This window comes from Pseudomonas sp. GD04058 (assembly GCF_029836855.1).
Classification (GTDB): Bacteria; Pseudomonadota; Gammaproteobacteria; order Pseudomonadales; family Pseudomonadaceae; genus Aquipseudomonas; species Aquipseudomonas bharatica.
Window position 1 is genome coordinate 1 of record NZ_JAOECN010000056.1, and the last position, 23592, is coordinate 23592.

The window sequence follows — 23592 nt, forward strand, 5'->3', positions numbered from 1 at the left end:
ACATACTTGCGCTGGATCCTGGCGAAGGTGCCATCGGCGAGCACGGCAGCGATGCCTTTGTTCAGCAGCTCCCTAAGCTCGGTATCGTTCTTGCGCACGCCCATGGCGATGTCCAGCGGCAGGGTCGGGTCCTTGATCGCCGGGCCGCTCTGGAAGCCGGCGCCTTCGGGCTTGCTCAGGAAGTTGAGCTGGGCTTCCAGCTTGTCGGTGACGGTGGCGTCGAGGCGGCCATTGACCAGGTCGGCGTAGTTCTGGTCCTGGGCCTGGTACGCCTTGACCTGCACGCCCAGCGGCGCCAGTTTGGCGCGGGCGTAGGCTTCCTGCAGCGAGCCCTGCAATACGCCCACCGACTTGCCCTTGAGCGACTCGGGTGTGTCGCCGAAGTCGACACCCTTGCGCACGATCACCGAGGTCGGGCTGAGGAACAGGCGGTCGCTGAAATCAATCTGTTTCTGCCGCGCCGGGGTCACGGCCATGGACGACATGATGGCGTCGAACTTGCGCGCGCGCAGGGCGGGGATCATGCCGTCGAACTCGTTGTGCACCCAGGTGCACTTGACTTCCAGCTTGGCGCAGATGGCATCGCCCAGTTCGATGTCGAAACCTTGCAGGCTGCCGTCGGCGGCGACGGACTCGAAGGGTGGATATTCGGGGAAGACGCCGAAGCGGATTTCCTTCCATTCCTGGGCCTGGGCCGCGCCGGCGCAGAGGGTCAGGAGGAGCGCGCCGAGGGGTTTGCGCAGTGAGGTCATGTGTGGGGTTCCCTGTGTTTTGTTGTTGATGTAGGGCGGTGGAAAATCTTCGTCGTTTTGAGCCGCGCGGTCGTGCGGTGACTCTTTGGTCAGGGGCTCAGGATGCGTGATGGCAGCGGATTTTTTGTGTCGTAAAGGCGGGCGCCGACTGCCGGAATATGCTGTTAGCGGCGCGCGCGGCAGCCGATCCTGTCGAGGCGCCTCCTGTTTAGGCTTTGCCGCAGCGTTTTCCGATCCGCCGTGGTGCTGCCACGGCGGATCCGCTGGGTTCAGGCGCGTTTCTTCTGCGCGTCGCTGACTGCCGGCTGAAGCAGGGCGTAGAGGTCTTTCGGGTTGTCCAGGTCCGGTACCAGTTCGATCTCGCTACCGATGTCCAAGGCCCTGGACATATCCAGCACATAGCGCAGTGCCGAGTAGTCCTCGATGGCGAAGCCGACGGAGTCGAACAGGGTCACCTGGCCTGCCGATTCGCGGCCCTTGACCTGCCCGTTGACCACTTGCCAGAACTCGGTCACCGGCGAATCGGCCGGCATCTGCTGGATCTCGCCTTCGATGCGGCTTTGCGGCTCGTACTCGACGATCACCCGGGAGCGTTCGACGATGTCGCGGTGCAGCTCGGTCTTGCCCGGGCAATCACCGCCGACCGCATTGAGGTGCATGCCGGGCTCGATCATTTCCGGGGTGAGGATGGTGGCGTAGGCCTTGTCGGCAGTGACGGTGGTGACGATATCGGCGCCGCGTACCGCCTCGGCCACCGATTTGGCCAGGACCAGGCGGATGCCCGGGTAGCCGGCAAGGTTGGCGGCCAGCTTGGCGGTGGCTTGCGGGTCGAGGTCGTACAGGCGGATTTCCTCGATGCCGAGCAGGGCGTGGAAGGCGATGGCCTGGAATTCGCTCTGCGAGCCATTGCCGATCAGCGCCATGCTGTGGCTTTGCGGACGGGCCAGGTAGCGTGCGGCCAGGGCCGAGGTGGCAGCGGTGCGCAGCGCCGTGGTCAGGGTCATCTCGCTGAGCAGCAGCGGCTTGCCGGTATCCACGTCGCCCAGGGCGCCGAAGGCCATGACGGTGAGCATGCCGTTGCGGGTGTTCTTCGGGTGGCCGTTGACGTACTTGAATGCATACAGGTTGGCGTCGGAGGCCGGCATCAGCTCGATCACACCGTCCGGCGAATGGTTGGCCACTCGCGCGCACTTTTCGAAGTCGTGCCAGCGCAGGTAGTCCTGGCGGATGTACTCGGCCATTTGTTCCAGGCAGGTGGTCAGGCCCTTGCGGGCAACCAGGTGGCTGAGGTCGGTCACGTCGATATAGCGGGTCATGATGGCTTCCTTCTTCTTGGCGTCGGTTTCAGTTGCGAACGGGCAGGTGCACTTCGGCGAGCATGCAGCGCGCACTGCCGCCACCGATGCGTTCGATATGGTCGATATTCACTACCACCGGGCGGCTGTGGCGCTCGGCCTGCCGGCGCTGCGCCGGGTTCAGCGAGTTCCAGGCACTGCGCGACATCACCAGCAGCGGCTGGCCATGCTTGTCATGGACTTCGAGCATGTTGCCGGCGAAGCCTTCGAGCTGGTCGAAGTCCAGGGCGAGGATGTCCTTGCCGGTATCGCGCAGGCTGCGTTCCAGGGTGTAGCGTTCGGCGGCGTTGGGCAGGGCGTCGAGGCAGACCACGGCGAGCTGGCGGCCGACGCTCATCATCACGTTGCTGTGGTAGATCGGTGCCTGCTGGCGATCGACGGCGTGGAACACGCAAAGGCGATAATCGAGGCGTTCGGCGAACTCGCGCAGGGCCTCGCCGTGGGTGCGCCCGGAGTGGCAGGCATAACTGATGCGGTGTTCACGGTCGAGGACCATGCTGCCGGTACCTTCGAGGAAGATATCCGCTTGCTCCAGCGGGCTGAGGTCGATGGTGGTGCGAATGGCGAAGCGTTCGTCGAGTGCGCGCAGCACGCCCTTGTCCCGTTCCAGGCGGCGGTTGCGGCCTTCCATCGGGTAGAGCACCAGACTGCCGTCGGCGTGGCTGCTCCACCAGTTGTTGGGAAAGATCGAGTCCGGGGTATGCGGTGCCGGGGTGTCCTGCACCACCAGCACTTCGACGCCGTGCTGGCGCAGGGTATCGACATAGCCGTCGAATTCCTCCAGCGCTTTGTCTTGAGCGCTTTCGGCGTCCAGCAGCGGTTTCTGGAAATGGTTGTCGCGGGCGGTATCCGGGTTGAAGGCGAATCGCGCCGGGCGGATCATCAGGACCGTATTTGTTGTTTGCATCGGGCACGCATCCAGGTGTTAGCGATGCGGATATTGTCCTCCCGATGGCGCTGCAATCCCGGCTGAAGCCTATGAAGTGCCCAGCCGGGAAAGCTGAAAGCGGCGATTTTGCAGCCGAATCGGCTGTCGGTTTTCAGTGGCTGATCCTTGCCAGTTCGCGGGCCAGGTGCAGGGCTGTGCGGGCACTGTGTTCGCCGGCGACCAGATGGGTGAACGGCACGTCGATCATGCGCTTTTCCCTGACCGCCCGCAGGCGGGAAAGGGCCGGGTGACCGGACAGGTACGCGCGTTTGGCAGCGGCGGTTGACCAGACGGCATCAGCCAGCAGCAGGACATCCGGGTCCAGTTGCAGCAGGGTTTCGGCGTCCACGGTGATGCGCCGCAGGTCGAGGTCGGCAAGGACGTTGTGCCCGCCGGCGCTGGCGATCAGCTCGCTGACGAAACCCTGCTTGCCTTCGCTGTCGAGGCCGCGGGTTTCGCTGTCCAGGTAGAAGACCTTGAGTGCCGGGTGTCCGTCGGCGAGCTGCTGCGCTGCCTTCAGGTCGGCTTGCTGCCTGGCGATAAGGCGTTCGGCCTGGGGCATGCGGTCAAGTAGCCGGCCGAGGGTGCGCAGGTCCTGTTCGATGGCCTGGAAACCGCTCGCGCTGGGCTTTTCCGGGCAGGCATTTTCCAGCAGGTAGCTGGCGATGCCGTGGCGGGCCAGGTCGCGACGTGGGCCGACGCCATCGCGGAAGGCGCTTTGGAAACCACCGATCACCAGATCGTAGCGCCCGGCATACAACACTTCCGGCGAGGGATATTTGTGCGACAGCAGCGGCACGCCGCGATAGTGATTGGCGGCCAGGGCGCTGGCGTCATCATCTATATAGCTCACCGCCGCCAGGGCCGGACCGGCTTCCAGGGCCAGGACCATGTCGGCTGCGTGCTGGTTGAGGGCGAGGATGCGCTGGGGCGGTGACTGGCGCAGGGCCCAGTCTTCGCCGCAGTTGCGGTAGTCGAGGGCCTGGGCGCTGTTGCCCAGCAGCAGGGCGAGCCAGAGGCTGTGTTTCATTGGGTACCTCGCTCGAGCAGCAGGTCCTGGACCGGTTGCCCGCCGACCAGATGCTCCCGGGCAAAGCGCCGGGCGTCATCGTGGCTGGCGATGCGGTACCAGCAACGGTCCGGATAGACGGTTGCGATCGGCCCGAGGTTGCAGGGGAACTGGCAATGGGTACGGGTCAGCAGCACGCCGTTTTTCGTTTCGATCCGGTCGGCGGCGAGCAGCTCGTTGCGTACTGTCTTCCACACCTTCAGCGCCCCGCGCAGGGTGCAGCGCGGGCCGGTACAGAGCATGACGTGGCGGGCATGTTCGGGGATATGCGACCAGTCGGGGTGGGTGGGTATGTCCTGTTCGTTCATGGTGTTTCCTTGGTAAAGCATCGCTGCGGTGCGGCGGTCCGACAAGCCAGCTCCCACAGGTACTGCACAGGTCTCAAGCTTTGTGCTGAACCTGTGGGAGCTGGCTTGCCAGCGATGAGGCCATCAGTCACAGCACAAAATCAGAAGCTGTAGGTGTACCGCGCTTCAGCCGTAAACGGCCTTCCCAGGTTCCCCACCCGACGCGACCCGCTGTCCATGCTGGTGGTGTAGTCCCGGTCCAGCAGGTTCTCCAGCAACAGGGCCAGGCGATGCTGGCGCTGGAGATCGAGATACCGATAAGCGTCGGCATCCACCACGCTGTAGTGCCCGTAGTCGATCCCCCGCGGGCTTTCCACGCTGCCGATATAGCGGATCGCCGCACCGGCGCCCCACATACGGTCGGCGGACTCATAGCCGACCCGGCTGCGGGCGAAGAACCCGGGGATGTTGTTGATGGTGGCGCCGTTACGCGATTCGCTCAGGTTGCGCGTCATGTCCGCCTGCAACTGCCAACGATCGTCGAGCTGCACCTTGCCGTCGAGTTCGAAGCCGCGCACGGTGATTTCGCCATCGCCGTTGACCCATTGGGTATCGACGAGAGTGATCAGGTCCTCGATGCGCCGGTGGAACAGCGTACCGCTGACACTCCATGGCTGGCCGTCGAGCAGGTTGCTGTAGTCCAGGCCCAGTTCGGCGTTGCGGCTTTTCTCCGGCTTGAGGTTGGGGTTGCCCATCTCGTCGCCGGGCTCGTTGACGTACAACTGCTCGGCGTTGGGCAGCTTGTAGGCCGAGCCGAACTGGCCGCGCAGCTTGAGGTTGTCGGTCAGGTCGTACAGCGAGGTGAGCATGCCCACGGTGGCGCTGTCGCCACCGCTCAGGTGCTCGCGACGCACGCCGATGCTGGGATGCCAGTCGGGCAGGGCGGCAATCTCGGGGCGCAGTTGCAGATAGAGGGCGTGGGCTTCGGCCTGGTTCTGGTCGATCTTCAACACGTCGTCCTTGCCCTTGAACCACTGGTTGTCGCTGCCGAACACCAGGGTGTGGCCGCCGGGCAGCACGGCTTCGCCCTCGGCCTGCACGCCCCAGTCGCTGAAGCCCCAGTAGTCGTTGTGGTTCTTCACTTCGATGCCGCCGGCGCTGGTGTTGTAGACCCGGTTGTAGCGGGTGTCCCAGTCGTTCATGTGGCCTTTGACGAAGTAGCTGAAGTGCTCGTTCAGATGCTGCTGGAAGGTGGCCGTGGCAATCTGCTGGACACGGTCGTTGGTGGTGTTGCGGTTGGCATCGGGGCGCAGGAAGTCGAGGCTGGCCGCGCTGTACTGATAGAACAGTTCCAGGCGGCTGGCGTCGCCGAAACCCTGGGTGGCCTTGGCCCCGAAGGTGTTGACCTCGTAGCTGCGCTTGCGGTCGCTGACCGTTGCGGTGATGGCGCTGCTGCGGTAGGGCTGGTAGCCCTCGGAAATATTGTGGCTGACATAGGCCAGCAGACCGAGATCGCCGAAGCCGTTGCTGAAGATTCGCTCGATACGGGCATCGCCGTTGCGTCCGGCGAAGCTGTCCACGCCCAGGTTGACCTGGCCCGAGGCCTCCCGGGATCGGGCATTGCGCGTAACGATATTGATCACCCCGGAGACCGCCTGGGTGCCGAACAGCAGGCTTTGGCCGCCCTTGAGCACCTCGATGCGTTCGATGGCCGCGGCGGGCAGGGTATCGATGTAGATGCCGCCGTAGAGGCGATTGTTCAGGCGTACACCGTCGAGCATGATCAGGGTGTCGTCGTTGCGCCCGCCCAGCAACGAATAGGTGCCGTAGTCGAAAGGCCCCTGCTTGGGCGCAACATACAGGCCGGGGACGAACATCTGCAGGACCCGCGTGATATCGGCGCTGGGGCCGGCGCGTTCGATCTGCTCGCGCTCGACCACTTCGATCTTGCTGCCGTAGCGGGCCATCTGCGCGATGGTGTCGGATTCCACCGCAGGTGCCGAGACGATTTGCCGATCGAGTTCCAGCGTCGTCGCAAGTGCGCCGCCGTTGCCGCCGAGCAGGCAGCCGATCAGGGGGATGTAGCGTGTATTCATTGACTTCTCGAAAAGGACTTTTCGGGAAGCGCACAGGAGGGAGCTGGCGAGCGCGCGCCAGTCTACCGGCTCGTGCCCGCCCACCGCAGGTTTGCCAAATGACTGACGCATCCATTCTTCAGTCGTGATGCTTCAGGCCGGTCTCCGGGCTTGCGGGTATCGAAGCGCTTCGCCTTCCCATGCGTCTGCGCACAGTGGCCTGTTGAATGCTTCACTCGCTTACCGTTGCGGGGGCAGCGCCGGACTTGTCCTAAAGGACGCACCGGCTTCCCGTTTCACCTGCCGCGCGGCGGCGGCAGACACCTGAAACGGGCGGCATCTGACCATCGGGATGACCGTTCGTCAACCTGCGCTTTTCACCCGGGCATAAAAAACGGCACCGCGCGGGGTGCCGTTTTCATTCGCGCGCGCAGGTTACTTGTGCAGTTCTTCCGCGGCGTACAGGGTGTTTTCCAGCAGGCAGGCGCGGGTCATCGGGCCCACGCCGCCCGGCACCGGAGTGATCCAGCCGGCGCGGGGCAGGGCGGTCTCGTAGACCACGTCGCCGACCAGCTTGCCGTCTTCCTGGCGATTGATGCCGACGTCGATGACGATGGCGCCTTCCTTGATCCATTCACCCTTGACCAGGCCCGGCTTGCCGGCGGCCACCACCACCAGGTCGGCACGGCCGACGTGGCCGGCGAGGTCCTTGGTGAAACGGTGGGTAACGGTGACGGTGCAGCCGGCCAGCAGCAGTTCCATGGCCATCGGGCGACCAACGATGTTGGACGCGCCGACGACCACGGCGTTCATGCCGTACAGGTCCTGCCCGGTGCTTTGCAGGAGGGTCATGATGCCTTTCGGGGTGCACGGGCGCAGCAGCGGGATGCGCTGGGCCAGGCGGCCGATGTTGTAGGGGTGGAAACCGTCTACGTCCTTGTCCGGGCGGATGCGCTCCAGCAGCAGGGAGGCGTCGAGGTGGGCCGGCAACGGCAGTTGCAGGAGGATGCCGTCGATGTTCGCGTCGTCGTTGAGGCGATCGATCAGGTCGGTCAGTTCCTGCTGGCTGGTGCTGCTGGGCAGGTCGAAGGCTTGCGAGATGAAACCGACTTCCTCGCAGTCCTTGCGCTTGTGCGAAACGTAGACTTGGGAAGCCGGGTCGGTGCCAACCAGGATCACCGCCAGGCCGGGGGTGCGCAGACCTTGCTGGCGACGTTCAACGACACGTTGGGCGATCTGCTGGCGCAGGCTGGCGGCGATCGCCTTGCCGTCGATAAGTTGTGCAGTCATGACGGGTGATTAACCATCGAGAGAAAAAAAGAGCGCGCATTCTCTCATGAGCCGCGCGCAGGGCAAAGGCGCTTGGTCCGGCAAATGGCCTAAGCCCTTCAATAAAATGAATTTTTTTGAGAAATCTGTTGACGCTATTTCAGTGCGTCTATAAGATGCGCCTCACTTGTCGGGCAGGGCCTAGCACTGGTTAGCAAGGTCGGGCAGAATAAGCGGATTTTGGCTTGTTCGGTACGGCTGAAAGTTAATTTGTAATCGCAAGCGAAAGCAGATTAAATGTGCGCCCGTAGCTCAGCTGGATAGAGCATCCGCCTTCTAAGCGGATGGTCGCAGGTTCGAGTCCTGCCGGGTGCGCCAATCAAAGGCAGCTTTGGCACAAGTAAAAGCAGCATGCAATATGGTGGGCGTAGCTCAGTTGGTAGAGCGCAGGATTGTGATTCCTGTGGTCGAGGGTTCGATTCCCTTCGTCCACCCCATATTCCAGAAGGCGCCTGATGAAAGTCTGGCGCCTTTGCTTTAAATGCTTCACGCGGACGTGGTGAAATTGGTAGACACACTGGATTTAGGTTCCAGCGGCGCAAGCTGTAAGAGTTCGAGTCTCTTCGTCCGCACCACCTTGTAAATCAAGCAGTTACCAGCTTCAGAGCCTTGTCGGCTCGACCCGCTGGATTTTCAGTGTAGCGAGATTGTGACATCGTCTGGTCCAGCACACTGACCGCATCTCGCACCCTCGCTGGTGCGAGGTGCGCATATTTCTCGGTCATCTGCACCGTCGAATGCCCCAGCAGATCCCTCACCTCGATCAATGGTACCCCGGCACTTACAAGCCAGGCGGCACAGGTGTGCCTCAGATCATGAATGCGGAAGTCAGTGATTGCAGCCTTCTCGCACGCCGCTTCAAAGCCCTCCGACAGATCGATTACCTTGTCCCCGTTTCTCCGGGAAAATACCCAGGGTGAGGAGGGGCAATGGTCAGCTCGGAACGCCATCCTTCCCTTCAGCGCTGCCAGCGCCCCTTCGTTGAGCGGTATGCTTCTTCGCTTCCCTGCCTTCGTGTGATCGCCTTCCAGGTAGACCAACCGGTTCACCAGGTCAACGCGCCTCCATTCCAGCCCGATCATCTCTTCCTTCCTGCAGCCCGTATTCACTGCCAGCCGAATGAAGTCATCCAGCATGTCGCCATTCCTTTGTGAGCGAGCGGCCCTGCATAGTGAATCGACTTCGCCGCGCGTGATCCAACGCACCCTGCTTTCAGCTTCGCGCAAGGTGCGCCCCTTGACCGGGTTGGGCAGCTTCCATTCCAGCTCGACCGAGCACCAGTTGATCGCTGCCGACAACGCGGCGAGCTCCCGGTTGATCGTGGCCGGCGACTTTCCTGCCGCCGTTCGGCCTGCCGAGTATTCCCGAATGTCTTTCCCTGCCAGATCGTTCATGACCCTGCCGGCGAAGAACTCCCGCAGCGCCTTGACGCGGTGCTGCGTCGTGTCGAAGCTGCGCTGGGTCTGGGCGGCATGGTTGAGGTATTCGATCATCACCTCTTCGAACGTCCGCTGCCTGTCAAACCCCATCTCCTTTTCTTTCCACGCCTGGCTGCGCTCCTTCTGCTCTAAAGCCTTGGCTGCGGCGAAATCCTCGGTGCCAGCAGAGCGTCTAACATACGTTCCGTCTGACGCGGTGTAGCTAATCCACCAGACTTTTCCTCTTTTGTACGGCATATCCTCTCCTCGGATACGACGCCCGCGGCGGCGAGGGTATCAGGGATACCAGCCTCGATCATCTCCACGAGCTTTTGATAGTGAATGCGAAGCGGGCCCAGGCCACGAACGCAGGGGATCTTTCCGGCCTTCGCCAGGCGATACGCGGTGGAGCGGCTGATGCCCAGCATCTCGGCCGCGATGGTGACTGAGATCAGTCGCAGGGTCATGGATGGTCTCCACGCCGCCGGTGGCGGCTATTGGTGGTCAGGCCTTGGCCTTGTCGATTGCTGCGGCAAGCCGCACCTGTGTCCCGTTGCCATTGCCAGCTGGCTTTATCCGTTCGATCACAGACAGAGCTTCCACAGCAGCACTGAGCAGGGCGTCGCGTTGGTCACGAGCCTGGGTGAGTTCGGCCAACAGGTGCGCCTGTTGCTCTCCCTCAGCCCTCCCGATTTCCCAGAACTGTTCGCACCAGTGGCCAGCAGGTGGCGGGTTGTTGTTCTGCTTCCCGCAGGCCAGCGAGCCCACTATGACGTCGCAGAGACTGCTCTTGTAGGCGTTGTCGCCGTCTAGGCTCAGGCCGCCACGCCGACGTAGGGTGCCCACCACCTCGTCAGGGTCAAGACCCTGGTCCTTGAGCACGATGTCGAGTTCCGGGCTGCCGGCGGTGTAGATGACCAGTGCCAGCTTGGCGCCTGGCGGAAGGTGGCGGCTGATCTCAACCAGGGCGTCATTGGCTGTTTCGTGGAATCGGGTGGTTGCGGACATAAAGAATCCTCGCCCGCGCATGTCGGCGGGCTCATGTGTTAAAAGAGGGAATGAACAGGAGTATTGATATGGGCAAGACAGCCAAACCGTTTTACTTCGCCGCCGTGCCGCTCATTGCGATTGGCGCTGCGTTCGCCGCCGTTGGAGCGTCAGGTCAGGCTGCATTCGGATACACGTCGGTCGGCCTCCTGGTGCCTGGCCTCGTGCTGTTGGTCGCTGGGTATCGCCGGCGGGCTTGAGCTGTAAGGGGAGGGTTTAGGCTGGACGCTTCATGAAGGTGATCCAGTGCGTCTTCTCGCGCTTGCCGGACTTGTGACCAAATAGAGGCTTCTCGTTGGTCAGGGCCAGCAGTTCGCTGACCAGTACCTGGGTTTCGTTCCACTTGAAGATCAGGATGCCCTCAGGCTCTAGCACGCGAAAGCATTCGGCGAAGCCCTGGCGAATGTCCTCGCGCCACTCACCGGTGAGTAGCCCGTACTTGGCGCGCATCCAACTGTCCACGCCGGCGCGAACAAGGTGTGGCGGGTCGAACACGACCAGGCGGAAGGTCGAGGACTCGAAGGGTAATTTGCGGAAGTCCATCAGCACGTCAGGCTCAACCTTCAGCACCCGGCCATCGCACAGCAGATGCTCCTCGTCGCGGATGTCGCCGAACAGGGCGCGCTGGTCCTGCTTGTCGAACCACATCATGCGGCTGGCGCTGCAGGGGTCGAGAACCTTTGCGGTTGCGTTCATCGCGGCCACCTCCATACGTGGTAGGCCATGTAGGCGAGGGTGATCATAGGAGGTGTCCTCCGGCTTCGAGCAGGCTGTCGCGGTCCTTTCGAAGCGCCTCGTTCTCGGCGGCGAGCTTGCCGAGCATCCCGTAGCACTCTGCAAGCAAGTTGTTGGCTGCATCGATCGCCGGGCCTTTGCCGTTCACGCCGCGCTGGCAGGCCTGCATCAGGCTCTGTACTTTGGCTGTTTGAGTGTTCACGGCATCAGCTCCTTGGGCACCTGGACCGCCCATCCAGAGATCTTGACCACGACAGCGCGGCAGATCGCGGTCAAAGGATCGGCGGCCTCCATCCAGTCGGTAGGCTCGTTGGGCCTGCTTGGGTGTGCGACCCAGCCGCCGCGTATCGGACCGTCACCGATCCGGTGCTTGATCTTCAGCGGCCCGACCAGCGCCCAATCCTCCAGGGGGTTGTAGCGCTTGCTGTTCCCGAAAGTGGTATCGCAGAACACCCGCCAGCCGTTGCCGTAGTGCGGTGCCTCCAGCCTGGGCTGCAGGCCGTCCGCTTTCGCAACTGCCCAGGCCAGCGCCTCGCCTGCCAGGTCGGCGGTCTTCACTTCGATCAGGTCAGTCATTTCGCCCATTGCTCCATCTGGATTTCATGGATGGACTCGATGTCGCCGAGGTCCGACTCGTCGATCTGAAGTTCTTGGCGATCCACGTCCTCGGCCATTTCAGCGCATTCCTCGTCATCAACATTGCGGATCACCTTGCGGAACTGGACCAGGGCCAAGCCGGTTAGAACAATCGTCTTGCTCACAGCGAATACCTCTCTTCATCCCAGCGCCGCTCGGCACCGGCAGGTGTTGGTCCGTTATCTTCTTGTTCGTGCGGGGAGAGCTGGCGCTGACTGCCGGCGATCTGGCTATCGGGGATGCAGCTGATCCCGACACCGTTCAAGATCCAGCACGTCACCCCGCGGCGGCTGTCGTGCTGCACGTCGATGACGTTCTCCTGGGCGCTGGCGCCGGTGGCCAGCAGCAGGAGGCAGAGGGCGAGGCGGGTCATGCGGTAATTCCTCCAATGGATATGGCCGGCAGTTCGGCCTTCAGGCGATCTTTGATTGCCAGGGCGTCGGCCTCGGCGTCTTCAAGCCGTTCGTGGTAGCCGCCGTAGTGGATCTTGTTCCGCCGCCTGACCTGGACGTACCAGCGGCTCTTTCTGCCGTCCCAGTAAACCCCGCTGGTCCCGCTTACTCCTCGGCCCGCTCGCTCCGCACTGGGCGGCCTCTTGCAGGCCTGGTTTTCCTTTGGCGTAAGCAGTCTGAGGTTGACCCAGCGGTTATCACTTGGATTGCCGTTGATGTGGTCGACATGGATGCCGATCGGCGGCCACTTTCCGGTCATGTAGAGAAACGCCAGGCGGTGCGCGAACCGCTTTTGGCGGTACACCGATACCCTGACGTAGCCATCTGGGGAGAAGGAGCACGACCTTCGCCCGCGGTACTTGTTCAGGTGGAAATAGCCGGTCTCCGGGTCGTACGTGACGACCTTCTTGAGGAGCTCCTGGGTAAGATCCTTGGAATCCATGCGCGCACGACTCCTGGCCGCCATATCGCGGCAGTGAATAGAGGGGAGAGGGGTTACAGCTGAGGAGTACAGATGTGGTCTTTTCTGGGGCGCCTACAGCTTAGGTCGCCGCATGATCAGCGTTCGCGCATAATCATCGATTTAACTTAAAGGCCATATCATGGAAAAAGCCTGGGTGCGCTGGCTTGTTTGCCTTTTGCTGTTCCTATGCGGAGGTATTTTTTTCAAACTCCTGCCGCAGACAAGCGTCGATCTCAAGCTAGATTGGAACGCACTTTCTGCGATCGGTACTTTTGCAGCAGTGATCGTGTCGCTCTACCTGGCGAGTTCCACGGAGAGAAAGCAGGTGGCGGAGCGCAGAGAGCGTTCGGCATTAGCTGCTGCGCGTGTATGGCCTATTGCAGAGGCATTGAATGGGCACTTGTCTGACCTCAGTGGCTGGGTGTATTTCGATAATCTTGATGATCCGGAGAAAATTTCGGATATACGCGAAAGAGTCAAGCGACTGCGGGTGTATCTCGATTGCATGAAAATTGACGATGTCGAGCGAATTGTGGCGATCGACATTTCTGTCGCCAGCTACCTTTCGAGAGCTATCGGAGAGATAGAGGGTGTGGTCGTTTCAGTGGAAAGGGAGGGGAAAGAGTGGGACGCTATTTCCCAAGTAAGTAAAGAGTTCTATCGGAAGCATTGGGGCGACGCGATACTCAGCGCTCGGGACTTTCTTCAGATGGCTCTTCCCAGTCTTATGCATGCAGCCCAGAAAGCCGCCCCTATCCCTGACTGGGCAGAGATTTACGGCAAAGACGATTAGCCAAAAAAGACTTAAATGCTTCTCAGGCGAGTGGCCGTGCAGTGCCTGGCAGCCCGGAAGGGTCAGGCGGCTTTATGGATTTCAGGCTTCCAATCCGCCCAGCCGATAACGGGCATCTTGGTCTTGGGGCTGAGGATCTTCTTACCCTTCTCATCGAGCAGGGCGGCCTTGCACCGAATCTTCAGGTCGCGACAAGGGCCGGCGCGCTTGGCTAGTTCGATGAACTGCTGGGCATGCTGCGGCGTGTCGAAGAGGCCGCTGAGCTGCTTCACTTTCTCCCCGGCCATGATCGCGTCAGCGTTGCGCTGAACAGCTTCGGTCCACTCAGCGAGCGTTATCTCTACGGGGGAGCAACCGGCCTTTCCGCTTGGCCTGGTGTTCTTGGTCTGCTTCCTAGCATCGGCGAGTGCCGCGCTCGCGGTCATGCCGAACACTGCGAATGTGCTCATGGTGATCTCCAGACGCCGCGCCGGCGCTTATCGAGTTTCGAGATATGCGGCTATGAAATGCGTTGCCGCTTCAGCATTGATGGCGTTTCCGTAGGCGCGCAGGCGTCCCACTCTGCTGGGAGCCCCATGAGCCAGCGGGAATGTGCCGGGTTCAACTGGCCGCCACTTTCCATCCCGGCAGAAGAGCCAGTCAGCATCTGCCCAGAGGCCGTTAACCGGGCCGGCTGGTCGTGGACCAGGTAGCGAACCGCATCCTTCAAGTTCACCTGGTGCCCCTGTGCCTTGCGTGCTTCGGGATCTTGCCCATTGCCCCGCAAGCTCTGCGGCGTGCCAGCATTCGGTGTTGGCCAGGCCGCCAGCTTGGCTGCTCCCTGATTCGATGGTCGAGGCTTCGACTTGTCGCCTTGGTCGTACTGATAGTCGCCGCGTCGTCTGTCGATGGCTGTTGGCGTCTGCCACCCAGTAGGTTCGGTCTCTGATGTGCGCAGCACCGACGCCCGCAGACGGAAACGGCACGGCCCCAAAGGCGTACGCCATGGCTTCCAGGTCAGCTTGTACAAGGTCGACCCAAGGATCTGCGTCTTTGCTCGCAACCTGCTCTCCAAAGACGACTGCAGGCTGGCGCTCGCTGATGAGCCAATGGAAGTACGGCCAGAGGTGCCGCTCGTCATTAAACCCAGCTCCCGCGCCTGCCGCGCTGAAAGGTTGGCACGGACAGGAACCAGTCCAAACAGGTCGATCATCTGGCCAGCCGGCGCGGCGAAGGGCATAGGACCAAACGCCGACGCCGGCGAAGAAATGGCATTGGGTGTAGGGTTTGAGGTCATCTGGGTGCACATCCTCGATCGAGCGTTCGTCTACGTCGCCTGGTGCGATATGGCCAGCGGCAATGAGGTTTCGGAGCCACTGCGCGGCGTATGGGTCGAACTCGTTGTAATACGCGGCCATGCGACTCCTCGCCGGGTCGGCGTTATCGTTGAATAGGGGAAGGCGCTGGCGGGCAGCGCCGGAGTGTCAGGCGGCTTTTCGCGCGTTGAGCACACGCTGGCGGGCCGCTTCGTACTCGCTGCTGACGATCTCAATCAGACCCTCGACATCACCGTCAGCCGCCTTGCTGCCCAGGTTCAGGTACACGGTATCGCCATAGCTGAAGCAAACCCCGCCACTTAGCCAGATCCCGCCTCGCTGAACGCCGATTGCTTCCCACATTTCGTCCCGGTCGATATCGTCCGGGCAATGCGCTTTCCAGAGATCTTCCAAGCGCTGATGCTCAGCCTTCTCGGCTGCGCGCACCTCTTTGCCCGTGCCCTTGGCATGCTTGGGTGCCCGGCGCAGCGAGCGGTAGCCGTATTCGTCGGGTCGGCACCAGTGCACGTCTAGGTCGCGGCTGGCGCTGAGCTTGATGCCGCCGACGTAGTTGCGGGAGCCGCTATACATCGGCGAAGCGTCAGCGCCAAATGCTTCACCCAGCTTCTTGCGCTGAACGTCCCAGGCCGCTTTTTTCTGGGCCCAGGCGCACACGGCGGCCAGCACTTTCGGCGATTCGGTCTTGTAGAAGTAGCTCATGGCTTTCTCCATGCATGCGCCGCCCTCCGTGGCCGGATGCGGCATGGTGGCAATTTGGTTTGGGATGGGGTATTACGGGTGACCGGCATGGGGCCGGACAATCGGAGCGCACATGAAAAAGGAAGATTTTCAGATCGATGCTGACCAGTTCCCCCGTGAACTTGGAATGGCCAAATTTGCAATCAAGGGTGCCATCGAAAAGCTCGAGCGCATGGTCGAGCATTGGGTTGATCTTGGGCAGAACTACCTGGGCAAGGCGGTTTCGTTCACTTCCGTGCCAGACAAGTGCAGAATCGATGGGGAAGCGCTTCAGAAGAAATTCAGCATCCTCTATGCGCCACTCAGCCGAGAAGCCAATGGGGTGTTAGAGGTTGTAGTTCGCACTGACTCTTTCGTGACCGGAGAGGCATTCACAGTCGGGCGTTTTTTGTTGAAGCCTGACGGAGCTGTGCTCAGTCCGGAGGGGGACGAGTTGATCAATCGCGATGACCCTGAGTGGAGTTACAAGGTCATGGTGGCGATCGTTAAGCGGGTGCTTACTACTCCTGCATCCGAGGCCTGATAACCTCATCCCCGGGCTCCTGCTGAATCATCAGCATGCTCTTCCTATCGAAGGCCAGGGCCAGTCGCGGTGAGATGCTGATCTCGTGCCGCGGCGGGGTGAGAAACTTCGCCGCGTGCAGCATGCCGAGTGCGTGGATGCCGTGGATCAGAGCCTCGATCATCTGGCTATAGGTGGCGTCGGCCCAGCCGCAGATGGCGCGCAGGTGCTGGCCGGTTCGCTTCCTGGCTGACAGTCGCAGCGGCTCAGTCCGCGCCACGGATCGGTGACCCTCGATTTCGTGGCGCGTGATCTTGAACAGAGTGTGATGCCCGAGCGCTTCGATGTGATGAATCATCAGCGTCATCGCCTCCCCCTGTTCCTCGATACCGGCCCACTCCATCAGCTCCAGCAGGGCCTGTTTAGTCCCCGGGCGAACCTTCAAGCGCAGGTCTTCTTCCTGCAATCTGGCGGATTTCTTGTGGCGGTCTTGGTCTCGCTCCGCCTGACTCTTCGCCATGCAAAACCTCCAGGCCGCTTGGCGGTAGATGGATGTGCAGTTGCCGGCGTCGGCCCTGCGTGAGCTTGTGGATGCGCCTCATGGCGTGCAGACCTCAAGAGCGTCCTTCTTGGCTTTGAGGGTCGGCATAGCGATGATGGATGTCTTGAAGCTGCGGTAGACGCCCCATGGGTGTCCTGTGGCTATTGCCATCTGGGCGGCGTACTTCACAGCCTTGATTGCGTCATGCCTACGGAATTCCTGGATCACGATCCCTCCAAGAAGCGCAAAGGGCGGAACGGGATATCGTCGTCGAATCTGTCAAGGTCCGGTCCATTCGTGCCCTGCTGGTTTTGTTGTTGCGGTGCAGGGCTCTGCTGAGCCTGTTGGGGGCGCCGACCAGTCGGGCGCTGCTCGTTATGCCCTTGCTGACGATGAGCGGGACTGCCGAGCAACTGCATGGTGCCCTGCATGTCGACGATGATTTCGGTGGTGTAGCGCTTGATGCCGTCTTTTTCCCACTCGCGGGTCTGCAACTTGCCCTCGATGTAGACCTGGGAACCCTTGCGCAGGTATTCGCCAGCGATCTCGGCGACCTTGCCGAACATCGAGACGCGGTGCCATTCGGTGCGCTCGACCTTCTGACCGGTCTGCTTGTCGGTCCACTGCTCGCTGGTAGCCAGGCTCAGGTTGGTGACTGCGTTACCGTTCGGCAGGTAGCGAACTTCAGGATCCTGGCCACAGGTGCCGACCAATATGACTTTGTTTACTCCGCGGGCCATGCGACCTCCTTACTTGATTCGAATGGAGCTCTCGCCGCGCTCAAGGTGCGCCCAGCCTGGCTCGGGAATTAGTTCGTGTTCGCAGTCCTCGCCGGCAGCCATGCGCTTGCGCACGTCTTCGTTGTGCTCGCGGTCGGCCTTGAGCTTGGCGGCGATGGCGTTCTTGTCCGGCGTGATCTTGGTCACCACAGACGTCAGTTCATCCGGTACCGCCTGTTCGTTGTCGACGATTACTTTCTCTTTGCCGGCGACAAGGCTGATGGTGAAGAGCGGGCGCTTGATCGTCTTGATGTTGGCCGCGTCCATGTTCCGGCGCAGGTAGTCGGTGATGGCCGTGACGCTGTTGGCCTTGATGCGCTTGAGTTCGTTGAGGCGGTCGATTTCCGCGTCGATCGCGCTGATGTCGCCCTCGATGTTCCGGCGCAGCATGACGATGTTGTCGGCTTTCACCTCGAACTCGCCCTGGATACCGGCCATGGTGTCTTGAATGGCCTGCTTGAGACCTTCGTCGTCGGTGTCACACATGGCGGCCAATTCGGCCATCTGGCCGGTGAGTGCGTAGAGCTGGGTCATGCTGCAGCCTCCTGCGGCTTGCCGACTTCGAGGTTCTTCAATTCAAGGGAGATCCGGGCGGCGCCTTTCTCGTCCTTGCGGCCGATGAGCCTGCGCACAGCGTGGTCGTGGATCTTTTTGCGCTCATGCGGCGTCACCGCCTTCTGCATGGTCGCGATCGTGTCCTTGATGAAGTTCAGGCGCTCTTCCTGTTGGCGCTCAATCTCGGCCTGCCGGTCTTCGGCCTGTTCGATCGCCTGCTCAGCCTGCAGCTGCTGCACGTAATTCACGTCATCGAACATGCCCAGGAACACGTCGGCGCTGAAGCCCAGCATGGACAGGGCTTTCTTGATGGCATCGGTCAGCGACTTCTTCGGCGCCTCGCCATCAGTGGTCATGCCGTACTTGGTCTTGTACTGGTACCGGGTGCACCCGTACTGCTCGACCTCGCCGCGCTGGCCGTCCTGCATGAACCAGAGCTGAATCTTTACGGTGTGGCCGATCTCCCGGCCCAGGCAGATTCGCTTGTCGCCTTCACCGGCAAACACCTCGTGGCCGTCATCAAATCGCTCTTCGAGGATCTTCCAGCCCCAGCCGATACCGACCGGGCCGAACATTTCGGTCGCCTTCATGACCATCGCGGTGCCGTTCAGGCTGGTGATCTTCTGACCGCCGACCTCGGCGTTCTTGGTGTAGCGGGTATCGGTGGTCTGCACCTGCTCCCAGATGCGCATGTTGGTAGTGGACATTGGTACACCTTGCGCCAGGCCGGCGCCGTGAGTTGGAAAATGAGAAATGCCAGGTCACGCCCGTGATGTAGGCCGAACGCCCTGGCTGCCGGTGATGGTTGCGCGCTCTTGCCGGCTTACGCTCCCGAAGGGGTACGGTTATCCCGAAGGGCCGCCGTGCTCGGCTACGTAGATTCAGGAAGTGATGCAGCCGGCAATGGCGCTGGCGAGCATGAAGAAGGTGCAGGCGAAGATGGCGGTGAAGGAACCGCGCCAGATGTACAGGCGGCGGGCGCGCTGGTAGCTGGTCATTGCTCCACCTGTGTGCTGGTCGCTGCAATCGCTGACAATGCAGCGTTGAGACTTGCGATAGCTTTGTTCTTGGTCGTGCAAGTCACACGAACAACAGTTAAAGAGGTTCCGCCGCGCGCGGTCCATGACCCATCAGGATTTTGTCTGACATCGATAACATGGCTCATGGCAGCCTCACAACGATCATCCCGCGCCGGATCTCGATGCGGGTACGGGGTGGCAGGTCAGCGACCAGAAAAAAGCCCTGGCGATTCAAGGCTTCGGCGAGTTCTTTGCAGGTGCTGGCGATGACGGTCATGAGCCATTCCTCAGCGCTGAAATTCGGTTTCCGGTTTTGATGGCCAGGGCCTGTCGATAGCTCTCCGAGTCCTGGTAGGTGATCTGGCTCAGGCAGGCGGCCATTTCGATCATGCCTTCAATGAAGGTGCGGTCCTGGGCTGGGGTCGATGATCGAGCGATTTTCGCAATTTCCAGTCCGATGCGGGCATGGGCCAGGTCGGCGCTCATGACTCAGCATCCTCGGCGTCAGCGATGACGCCATCAGCAGCCAGCGGAGCGAGGAGAGTTGCGGCGACATCGTGCAGTACCTGGTCGTCACTCAGGATCTCAGCGACGATGGATTTGCACTCGTGAATTGCGCCGCGCCGGGCCGCCAGGAACATGCGGCCTAGTGCCGATGCGCTCTGCCCAGATTCGATCAGCAGAACGCTCAGGCGCTCGTCTACGGCGGTAGCGAATTGCTCGTAGGTAACGCCCCGCGATTTGCTGCCGACGCGCTGAAAACTAACGTCAGCGCCGCGTAGCAGGTCGTGCGTTGCGTTCTCGATCCAAATCCGCTCAGCCTCATCACCATCAATGGCGATCGGCTCGCGGTTGTCGTAATCGAACTGGTCGCGATGAAGCTGAATGACTGCGTTCATGGTCGCCTCCAGGTGGTGGGTTACTCGGTGGGTGGGGAAGGGAGGGGCTGCCAGTGGGTCGGCTTCCAGCTTGAACTCCAGCTGCTTTGCGGCTCTTCCCAAGAGAAGTACGGCGGATATCCGTGGGCGTGAGCAATCGAGCCTTTGCCGTGTTCGCGGTAAAGCGACTCGCGGGCGCCGTACGGTTTGCTCCAGGCGAGAACTCTGGTTCCGACCTCAGGCAGCCTGTCGCTGCACTTGATCCAGCCGCTCATGGCTTCACCCGGGCGGCGAGCATGGCGTCGGCCAACTCGTAGGCGTTTTTGGCTATTGTTTCCGGCGGCGTGTAGTTGCGTTCGCCGCTGTCCATCGCTGCCATGGTTCCGTGCATGGCCTTGGCCGCGAAGTAATCGCGGAGGTTCATGCCCGGGTACGCGCTGAAGGTGTACGGCTTGATCTCTTCGCCATTGAACCCTTTGATCGCTGCGTTGCCGCCGTTGTTGATTTGCGCTGGAAAGGCGGGTCCGCCTGTTTCTTTGCTCATTGCGTGAACCTCGATAGCCAACCGCATTGATCAGATGCCGGGCACCAGTGACCAAGCTGGGCGTGAAAGCCAAGCCCGGCACCTGTCGATGCGGTCGTTATGGGGAAAGAGGCAGGCGCCCCGAGCTGCCGGGGATGCTTCTGGACTGGCTCGTCTTGAGTCCCGGAATCGCCTGCGGGAAGGGTTTGAAGGAATGAATTACTGAATAGGCAATCTGCGGACGGGGCGGACGCGGAGCCCGTTGGGCTTGCCGTAGTAGCCCTGATAGCCAGCTTCGAAACACAGACCGAATGCGTAGTAGGCGGAGCGCTGCGAAGACGACCACACCCATCCCCAGTCCTTGTAGCCCAGGTTCAGCCAGGCCTCGTACAGCTCGGCAGCGGCCGGCAAGTAAAAGTCGGCATGACCATCGGCCTGGTGCTCGTAGGCCGCGACAGCGGCAGGGTAGCTGGCGTCGGAATCGACCAGTGCCTGAGTGTTTGCCTGACCATCGATCAAGCTGGTGGCTGGCGAATCTTCACCGTAAGGACCCCATTCGAAGCGGCCCAGGTCATCGCCGATGATCAGGTGGTAGGCCTCTGCGCCGTCGCGAGTCGGGACGATGCCGGCGTAAATCCCGCCCTGGCCGGGCCAGATTTCGCCAATAGCCGGCGGGGTGAGCTGTGATTGTGCGTTCATGGGGTGTCCTTTGGGGTGGTGGGGCGGGCTGTATCGGGGATACCTCTGGTCGCTTTCTCTTGCCGCCCGTTTGCGGCTTCCGGTTGCCACGCCGGTTATGTTTGCTCGGGCATGCAGAGGACATTGCGCAGAGGCATCCCCGATGCAGCCTGCTATGGGGAGCAGGGCGTCGGGCAGTTATTGTCAGGCGGACGCGGAGCAGGCTTCGAAGGCGGCGCGTTCAAGCTCGAGGCATTGCTCGTAATGAGCCATCGCGATCGGCATGTGATAGCTATCCAGCGGCCATTTACTAACCTTGCAGCCTTGACCTGCCGGGCAGTGGAAGACGAACAGCTCGCCTTCGTTTTTGTCCATCTCCAGGCTCACCTGCGCGCCGCTATCGAAGCGATCTTGGATAATCGTGGTCATCGGGAATTGCTCCGCTATCCAGTTGATTTCCCGTCTGGCCCTGTCGCCAAGGCCAGCCAGTGAAATCTTCATGCTGAGTACTCGTACCAGCTGTTGAGCTCCTGCGTGCCGTTGCTGTTGTTGAACCTCCAGATGAATCGGTCAACTACCGCTCCGTCGCGGAAAATGCAGATGTTCTCCTCGACCTTCTCGCACCATCCGATGAACTCACCGGCCGGCCTGGTCATGTGCTTTTCGCTTGCGAAAATGCGGCAGCCGCGCATTGGCTTGAAGAACCGCATCATGCGTACATCCTCACCGTGACATAGCCGTTGCTGGCCACGACGTGCTCCCAGCGGTTGAAGTAAACGATGCCGCCGAACTTGTTGATCGCGGCCTGTTTGACCTGCTGCACGACCGATTCAACACGCTCGCCCTGGTCGGGAAGAGCAAGCCATTCCAAGCGCTTGCCGTTACTGAGGTGATTGTCGATGTAGAACTGAGCCATTCCATCTTCCTCCAGTGGATTCCCAAAGCACCCGGTCGCCCAGGTGCTTCAGTGAATACGTGGTCTTGCTGGGCTCCGTTACACGCCACGGTGGCCTGGGCGATTACTTGATCACTACTCGCGCTGTGCCAGGCACTGACGCCCGTTCTGAGGGCATCCCGGCAGGGAGCGTTTGCAGCGCAACCCTTCATCCGCTTTCCGTGGCCCGGCCTGTGTTCCTGCCGTGCTGACGTTCCGCCTGATATCGAGCTGGCCAGTTCCAGAGCTGGCATGGGGATCGAATTTATTGCTCGCGCTGTGCCGTTGCCGGGATCGATCCGCGAGGTTCCCATCAGTGATAAAGAGCGGTGAGGCTTGAGGGCCTCGACAGTCCCTGTTCGGTGACTGCTTGAGATGAAATTTAGCCTCAAGCTAAAGTGTCGTCAATAGCTCAGAGCTAAATTATTTTCGCCGGGCGACAAACAGCCGGCTGAGCCGTTTTGCCGTCGGCTGCGCCTTTACGCTTCGCTTAGCACTGAGCTATGATTCTGATATGGCTGTACGGATATACAGTAATGGAGGTAGGAGATGGCAGCAGTACTCGAAGACACCTCAACGGCCGCGCGCTCCGAACTGACCGGGCTGGAACGCCTGGGTTTGCGGGTGTCTGCGATGATCAACTCGCCGCTGGCGCAGCTGGGGAGGAGGGTGCTGATCCACCGCCTGGACACGGACAGCGATCAAGATTGGGAGGCAATCATGGAACTGCTATCCGAGACGGATGGCCTGGACATGACGTTCTGCGATGACGGATCGGTGATCCTGCAATGGGAGAGAGCTGAGGCCGATGAGGTGAGAGACGACAGGCAGGATAGGGAGGAAGAGCTGGAGGGGGAGGCTCCCTTCTGAGTCTAAAACGCGAAAGCCCGCCTCCAGGGCGGGCCCTCCACAGGCATACGGATTAAAGCGATCCAGTGGTTCGCTGTTTTTCCTCAGCTTCGCAGGTGGATTCGTTGGCAAAAGAGTATTGAGCCATTACATAGCCTTTGTCAGTGCCTTGAGCCCTGGCAACCAAAGTGATGCTTTTAACATCGCTCTTAAGTGGGGCTGACTGGGTCGCGTTCCACTCTGCGATTAGCGAGCGATCTTTCTTGTGCAAGGCCATCATCCAATCTCGCGGCTCCTTCCATAGGCTACCGGGCATGAGCCCGTCATAAATCTTAGGTTTCCCGTAAACGGTGGTGAGAGCCCCTTGTAGGCTTTCGAAAGTATCCCTTAGCTGGTGTCCATAATCGTTAGTATTGATTGTTTTGCCGAGCGCGCGGATCTGGCACAACCCAACCGTTGGTGAGATCACAAGGCCATACTGCTCAAAGGAATCGTTTGGTTTCGGTGGGGAGTCCAGCATGTAGAGGCTCTGGGCTTCATCACCCACAGTAAGCAGTTGCCCGGTCATTCTCTCAATCAGATCTTTACTCAATCCGGCCTCAAGCCCAAAAGGCCCGCTGCCAGCCGGTAGCTCAGGGGTTTTCTGCTCAGCGGGCGAGGGGCCCGTGCCAGCCTTCGCGGTGGGCGCAGCAGAAGTTGCAGCCGCACCAGGCGCCGCGGTCGTAGCTATGGTTGGCAGACTCAATCCGTATTTCGCAACTAGATAGCGCTGCTTAAGAAGAGCAAGCGTTTGTTCTTTGGTGGCTACAGCCGCCGCTTTCATCACTCCGACCAATCCCCCTGAGACGGCGGCATCGGCACGAGACTTATCTAGATCTTCAAGCGTTGCTGCAATCTCAGCCTCCAGTTGTTTGGCTAGCTCAGGTTCAGCAGTGCTGACC

General features: G+C 61.0%; 37 protein-coding genes, 3 tRNA genes and 1 riboswitch. Of the genes, 7 read left to right on the forward strand and 33 right to left on the reverse strand.

The features are described 5' to 3' along the window. From N7650_RS26015 to folD, 7 genes are all read right to left on the reverse strand, one after another. Window positions 1-752: ABC transporter substrate-binding protein (locus N7650_RS26015; protein WP_279900618.1), on the reverse strand; the 752-nt coding region annotated here is incomplete at its 3' end. A gap of 269 nt (window positions 753-1021) precedes the next feature. Further along, window positions 1022-2068, reverse strand: a complete 1047-nt coding sequence (locus N7650_RS26020; protein ID WP_279900620.1) for an ornithine cyclodeaminase — start codon at window positions 2066-2068, stop codon at window positions 1022-1024. A gap of 28 nt (window positions 2069-2096) precedes the next feature. Beyond that, the gene (locus tag N7650_RS26025) at window positions 2097-3014 is read right to left on the reverse strand and encodes an arginine deiminase-related protein (RefSeq protein ID WP_037061571.1); all 918 of its coding nucleotides are present in this window, start codon (window positions 3012-3014) and stop codon (window positions 2097-2099) included. Window positions 3015-3147: 133 nt separating this feature from the next. Further along, the gene (locus N7650_RS26030; RefSeq protein WP_279900622.1) at window positions 3148-4065 is read right to left on the reverse strand and encodes an ABC transporter substrate-binding protein; all 918 of its coding nucleotides are present in this window, start codon (window positions 4063-4065) and stop codon (window positions 3148-3150) included. Then, entirely contained in the window at window positions 4062-4412 is a 351-nt protein-coding gene (locus N7650_RS26035; protein ID WP_279900623.1) for an NAD(P)H-dependent oxidoreductase subunit E, read from the reverse strand. Before N7650_RS26035 ends, N7650_RS26030 begins: the two co-directional genes overlap by 4 nt. A gap of 140 nt (window positions 4413-4552) precedes the next feature. Next, a complete protein-coding gene (locus N7650_RS26040; RefSeq protein ID WP_279900624.1) occupies window positions 4553-6487 on the reverse strand; it encodes a TonB-dependent receptor in 1935 nt (644 codons plus the stop codon). Between the two features lie 117 nt (window positions 6488-6604). Beyond that, a riboswitch (cobalamin riboswitch) is annotated at window positions 6605-6809 on the reverse strand. Between the two features lie 92 nt (window positions 6810-6901). Next, on the reverse strand, window positions 6902-7756 hold the full coding sequence (gene folD, locus N7650_RS26045) for a bifunctional methylenetetrahydrofolate dehydrogenase/methenyltetrahydrofolate cyclohydrolase FolD (RefSeq protein WP_009403826.1): 855 nt from the start codon (window positions 7754-7756) through the stop codon (window positions 6902-6904). A gap of 280 nt (window positions 7757-8036) precedes the next feature. On the opposite strand from folD, the gene N7650_RS26050 reads away from it, so the two are divergent. From N7650_RS26050 to N7650_RS26060, 3 genes are all read left to right on the forward strand, one after another. Then, window positions 8037-8113, forward strand: a tRNA-Arg gene (locus N7650_RS26050). A gap of 43 nt (window positions 8114-8156) precedes the next feature. Then, a tRNA-His gene (locus tag N7650_RS26055) sits at window positions 8157-8232 on the forward strand. 53 nt (window positions 8233-8285) lie between these two features. Then, a tRNA-Leu gene (locus tag N7650_RS26060) sits at window positions 8286-8370 on the forward strand. 9 nt (window positions 8371-8379) lie between these two features. Here the strand turns inward: N7650_RS26060 and N7650_RS26065 are convergent. Genes N7650_RS26065 through N7650_RS26075 form a run of 3 tightly spaced genes read right to left on the reverse strand, consistent with a single transcriptional unit; the run spans window position 8380 to window position 10221 of the window. Next, window positions 8380-9471 carry a site-specific integrase gene (locus tag N7650_RS26065; RefSeq protein WP_037059261.1) on the reverse strand — a complete coding sequence of 364 codons (1092 nt, stop codon included), beginning with the start codon at window positions 9469-9471 and terminating at the stop codon, window positions 8380-8382. Next, entirely contained in the window at window positions 9363-9680 is a 318-nt protein-coding gene (locus N7650_RS26070) for a helix-turn-helix domain-containing protein (RefSeq protein ID WP_009396376.1), read from the reverse strand. The genes N7650_RS26065 and N7650_RS26070 overlap by 109 nt, the downstream gene beginning before the upstream one ends. Before the next feature lie 37 nt (window positions 9681-9717). Beyond that, window positions 9718-10221 carry a hypothetical protein gene (locus N7650_RS26075; RefSeq protein WP_009396377.1) on the reverse strand — a complete coding sequence of 168 codons (504 nt, stop codon included), beginning with the start codon at window positions 10219-10221 and terminating at the stop codon, window positions 9718-9720. Window positions 10222-10289: 68 nt separating this feature from the next. Between N7650_RS26075 and N7650_RS26080 the strand changes: the two genes are divergently transcribed. Further along, window positions 10290-10460 carry a hypothetical protein gene (locus tag N7650_RS26080; RefSeq protein ID WP_279900628.1) on the forward strand — a complete coding sequence of 57 codons (171 nt, stop codon included), beginning with the start codon at window positions 10290-10292 and terminating at the stop codon, window positions 10458-10460. 16 nt (window positions 10461-10476) lie between these two features. Here the strand turns inward: N7650_RS26080 and N7650_RS26085 are convergent, their stop codons facing one another. The 6 genes from N7650_RS26085 to N7650_RS26110 are packed head-to-tail and all read right to left on the reverse strand — an operon-like array spanning window position 10477 to window position 12525. Continuing rightward, on the reverse strand, window positions 10477-10956 hold the full coding sequence (locus N7650_RS26085) for an SAM-dependent methyltransferase (protein ID WP_279900630.1): 480 nt from the start codon (window positions 10954-10956) through the stop codon (window positions 10477-10479). 43 nt (window positions 10957-10999) lie between these two features. Further along, on the reverse strand, window positions 11000-11197 hold the full coding sequence (locus tag N7650_RS26090; protein ID WP_279900632.1) for a hypothetical protein: 198 nt from the start codon (window positions 11195-11197) through the stop codon (window positions 11000-11002). Further along, window positions 11194-11571, reverse strand: a complete 378-nt coding sequence (locus N7650_RS26095; RefSeq protein WP_279900634.1) for a phage protein NinX family protein — start codon at window positions 11569-11571, stop codon at window positions 11194-11196. The genes N7650_RS26090 and N7650_RS26095 overlap by 4 nt, the downstream gene beginning before the upstream one ends. Continuing rightward, entirely contained in the window at window positions 11568-11756 is a 189-nt protein-coding gene (locus N7650_RS26100; protein WP_279900635.1) for a hypothetical protein, read from the reverse strand. Before N7650_RS26100 ends, N7650_RS26095 begins: the two co-directional genes overlap by 4 nt. Further along, window positions 11753-12004, reverse strand: coding sequence for a hypothetical protein (locus N7650_RS26105; RefSeq protein ID WP_279900636.1), 252 nt, complete (start codon window positions 12002-12004; stop codon window positions 11753-11755). The genes N7650_RS26100 and N7650_RS26105 overlap by 4 nt, the downstream gene beginning before the upstream one ends. Continuing rightward, complete coding sequence (locus tag N7650_RS26110; protein ID WP_279900637.1) at window positions 12001-12525, reverse strand: HNH endonuclease; 525 nt, start codon at window positions 12523-12525, stop codon at window positions 12001-12003. Before N7650_RS26110 ends, N7650_RS26105 begins: the two co-directional genes overlap by 4 nt. A 160-nt stretch (window positions 12526-12685) precedes the next feature. On the opposite strand from N7650_RS26110, the gene N7650_RS26115 reads away from it, so the two are divergent. Next, on the forward strand, window positions 12686-13339 hold the full coding sequence (locus N7650_RS26115) for a hypothetical protein (protein ID WP_279900639.1): 654 nt from the start codon (window positions 12686-12688) through the stop codon (window positions 13337-13339). A 62-nt stretch (window positions 13340-13401) separates the two neighbouring features. Here the strand turns inward: N7650_RS26115 and N7650_RS26120 are convergent, their stop codons facing one another. The 3 genes from N7650_RS26120 to N7650_RS26130 all read right to left on the reverse strand — a co-directional run bounded on the left by N7650_RS26120 (window position 13402) and on the right by N7650_RS26130 (window position 15354). Next, entirely contained in the window at window positions 13402-13788 is a 387-nt protein-coding gene (locus tag N7650_RS26120; protein ID WP_279900641.1) for a hypothetical protein, read from the reverse strand. A 27-nt stretch (window positions 13789-13815) separates the two neighbouring features. Continuing rightward, window positions 13816-14736 (reverse strand): DNA cytosine methyltransferase, encoded by a 921-nt coding sequence (locus N7650_RS26125; protein WP_279900642.1) that lies wholly within the window; start codon window positions 14734-14736, stop codon window positions 13816-13818. A 66-nt stretch (window positions 14737-14802) separates the two neighbouring features. Continuing rightward, window positions 14803-15354 carry a hypothetical protein gene (locus N7650_RS26130; protein ID WP_279900644.1) on the reverse strand — a complete coding sequence of 184 codons (552 nt, stop codon included), beginning with the start codon at window positions 15352-15354 and terminating at the stop codon, window positions 14803-14805. 112 nt (window positions 15355-15466) lie between these two features. Between N7650_RS26130 and N7650_RS26135 the strand changes: the two genes are divergently transcribed. Further along, window positions 15467-15916: a hypothetical protein gene (locus N7650_RS26135; RefSeq protein WP_279900646.1), complete on the forward strand. Its 450-nt coding sequence runs from the start codon at window positions 15467-15469 to the stop codon at window positions 15914-15916. On the opposite strand, the gene N7650_RS26140 is transcribed toward N7650_RS26135, so the two are convergent. The 13 genes from N7650_RS26140 to N7650_RS26200 form a co-directional block, all read right to left on the reverse strand. Further along, a complete protein-coding gene (locus N7650_RS26140) occupies window positions 15894-16415 on the reverse strand; it encodes a hypothetical protein (RefSeq protein WP_279900648.1) in 522 nt (173 codons plus the stop codon). The two genes, N7650_RS26135 and N7650_RS26140, sit on opposite strands and share 23 nt — an antisense overlap. Before the next feature lie 78 nt (window positions 16416-16493). After that, window positions 16494-16664 (reverse strand): hypothetical protein, encoded by a 171-nt coding sequence (locus N7650_RS26145; protein ID WP_279900650.1) that lies wholly within the window; start codon window positions 16662-16664, stop codon window positions 16494-16496. Continuing rightward, window positions 16661-17176, reverse strand: coding sequence for a single-stranded DNA-binding protein (locus N7650_RS26150; RefSeq protein ID WP_279900652.1), 516 nt, complete (start codon window positions 17174-17176; stop codon window positions 16661-16663). Before N7650_RS26150 ends, N7650_RS26145 begins: the two co-directional genes overlap by 4 nt. 9 nt (window positions 17177-17185) lie before the next feature. After that, window positions 17186-17749 carry a siphovirus Gp157 family protein gene (locus N7650_RS26155; RefSeq protein WP_279900654.1) on the reverse strand — a complete coding sequence of 188 codons (564 nt, stop codon included), beginning with the start codon at window positions 17747-17749 and terminating at the stop codon, window positions 17186-17188. Then, window positions 17746-18477 (reverse strand): Rad52/Rad22 family DNA repair protein, encoded by a 732-nt coding sequence (locus N7650_RS26160; RefSeq protein WP_279900655.1) that lies wholly within the window; start codon window positions 18475-18477, stop codon window positions 17746-17748. The genes N7650_RS26155 and N7650_RS26160 overlap by 4 nt, the downstream gene beginning before the upstream one ends. A 454-nt stretch (window positions 18478-18931) precedes the next feature. Next, window positions 18932-19066, reverse strand: a complete 135-nt coding sequence (locus tag N7650_RS26165) for a hypothetical protein (protein WP_279900656.1) — start codon at window positions 19064-19066, stop codon at window positions 18932-18934. Then, window positions 19063-19275, reverse strand: a complete 213-nt coding sequence (locus tag N7650_RS26170; RefSeq protein WP_279900657.1) for a hypothetical protein — start codon at window positions 19273-19275, stop codon at window positions 19063-19065. Before N7650_RS26170 ends, N7650_RS26165 begins: the two co-directional genes overlap by 4 nt. Further along, the gene (locus tag N7650_RS26175) at window positions 19272-19688 is read right to left on the reverse strand and encodes a hypothetical protein (RefSeq protein WP_279900659.1); all 417 of its coding nucleotides are present in this window, start codon (window positions 19686-19688) and stop codon (window positions 19272-19274) included. Before N7650_RS26175 ends, N7650_RS26170 begins: the two co-directional genes overlap by 4 nt. Window positions 19689-19938: 250 nt before the next feature. Then, window positions 19939-20211, reverse strand: coding sequence for a hypothetical protein (locus tag N7650_RS26180; RefSeq protein ID WP_279900660.1), 273 nt, complete (start codon window positions 20209-20211; stop codon window positions 19939-19941). 198 nt (window positions 20212-20409) lie between these two features. Next, the gene (locus N7650_RS26185) at window positions 20410-20889 is read right to left on the reverse strand and encodes a DUF1566 domain-containing protein (RefSeq protein ID WP_279900661.1); all 480 of its coding nucleotides are present in this window, start codon (window positions 20887-20889) and stop codon (window positions 20410-20412) included. Between the two features lie 183 nt (window positions 20890-21072). Next, window positions 21073-21297, reverse strand: coding sequence for a hypothetical protein (locus tag N7650_RS26190; protein ID WP_037059281.1), 225 nt, complete (start codon window positions 21295-21297; stop codon window positions 21073-21075). A 68-nt stretch (window positions 21298-21365) separates the two neighbouring features. Then, window positions 21366-21581: a hypothetical protein gene (locus N7650_RS26195; protein WP_009396420.1), complete on the reverse strand. Its 216-nt coding sequence runs from the start codon at window positions 21579-21581 to the stop codon at window positions 21366-21368. After that, window positions 21578-21784 carry a hypothetical protein gene (locus N7650_RS26200; RefSeq protein WP_009396421.1) on the reverse strand — a complete coding sequence of 69 codons (207 nt, stop codon included), beginning with the start codon at window positions 21782-21784 and terminating at the stop codon, window positions 21578-21580. Before N7650_RS26200 ends, N7650_RS26195 begins: the two co-directional genes overlap by 4 nt. 567 nt (window positions 21785-22351) lie before the next feature. Between N7650_RS26200 and N7650_RS26205 the strand changes: the two genes are divergently transcribed. Beyond that, window positions 22352-22672, forward strand: a complete 321-nt coding sequence (locus N7650_RS26205; RefSeq protein ID WP_279900665.1) for a DUF1654 domain-containing protein — start codon at window positions 22352-22354, stop codon at window positions 22670-22672. 52 nt (window positions 22673-22724) lie between these two features. Here the strand turns inward: N7650_RS26205 and N7650_RS26210 are convergent. Beyond that, window positions 22725-23592, reverse strand: an 868-nt coding sequence (locus N7650_RS26210; RefSeq protein WP_279900666.1) for a hypothetical protein, incomplete at its 5' end; no start/stop codon positions are given.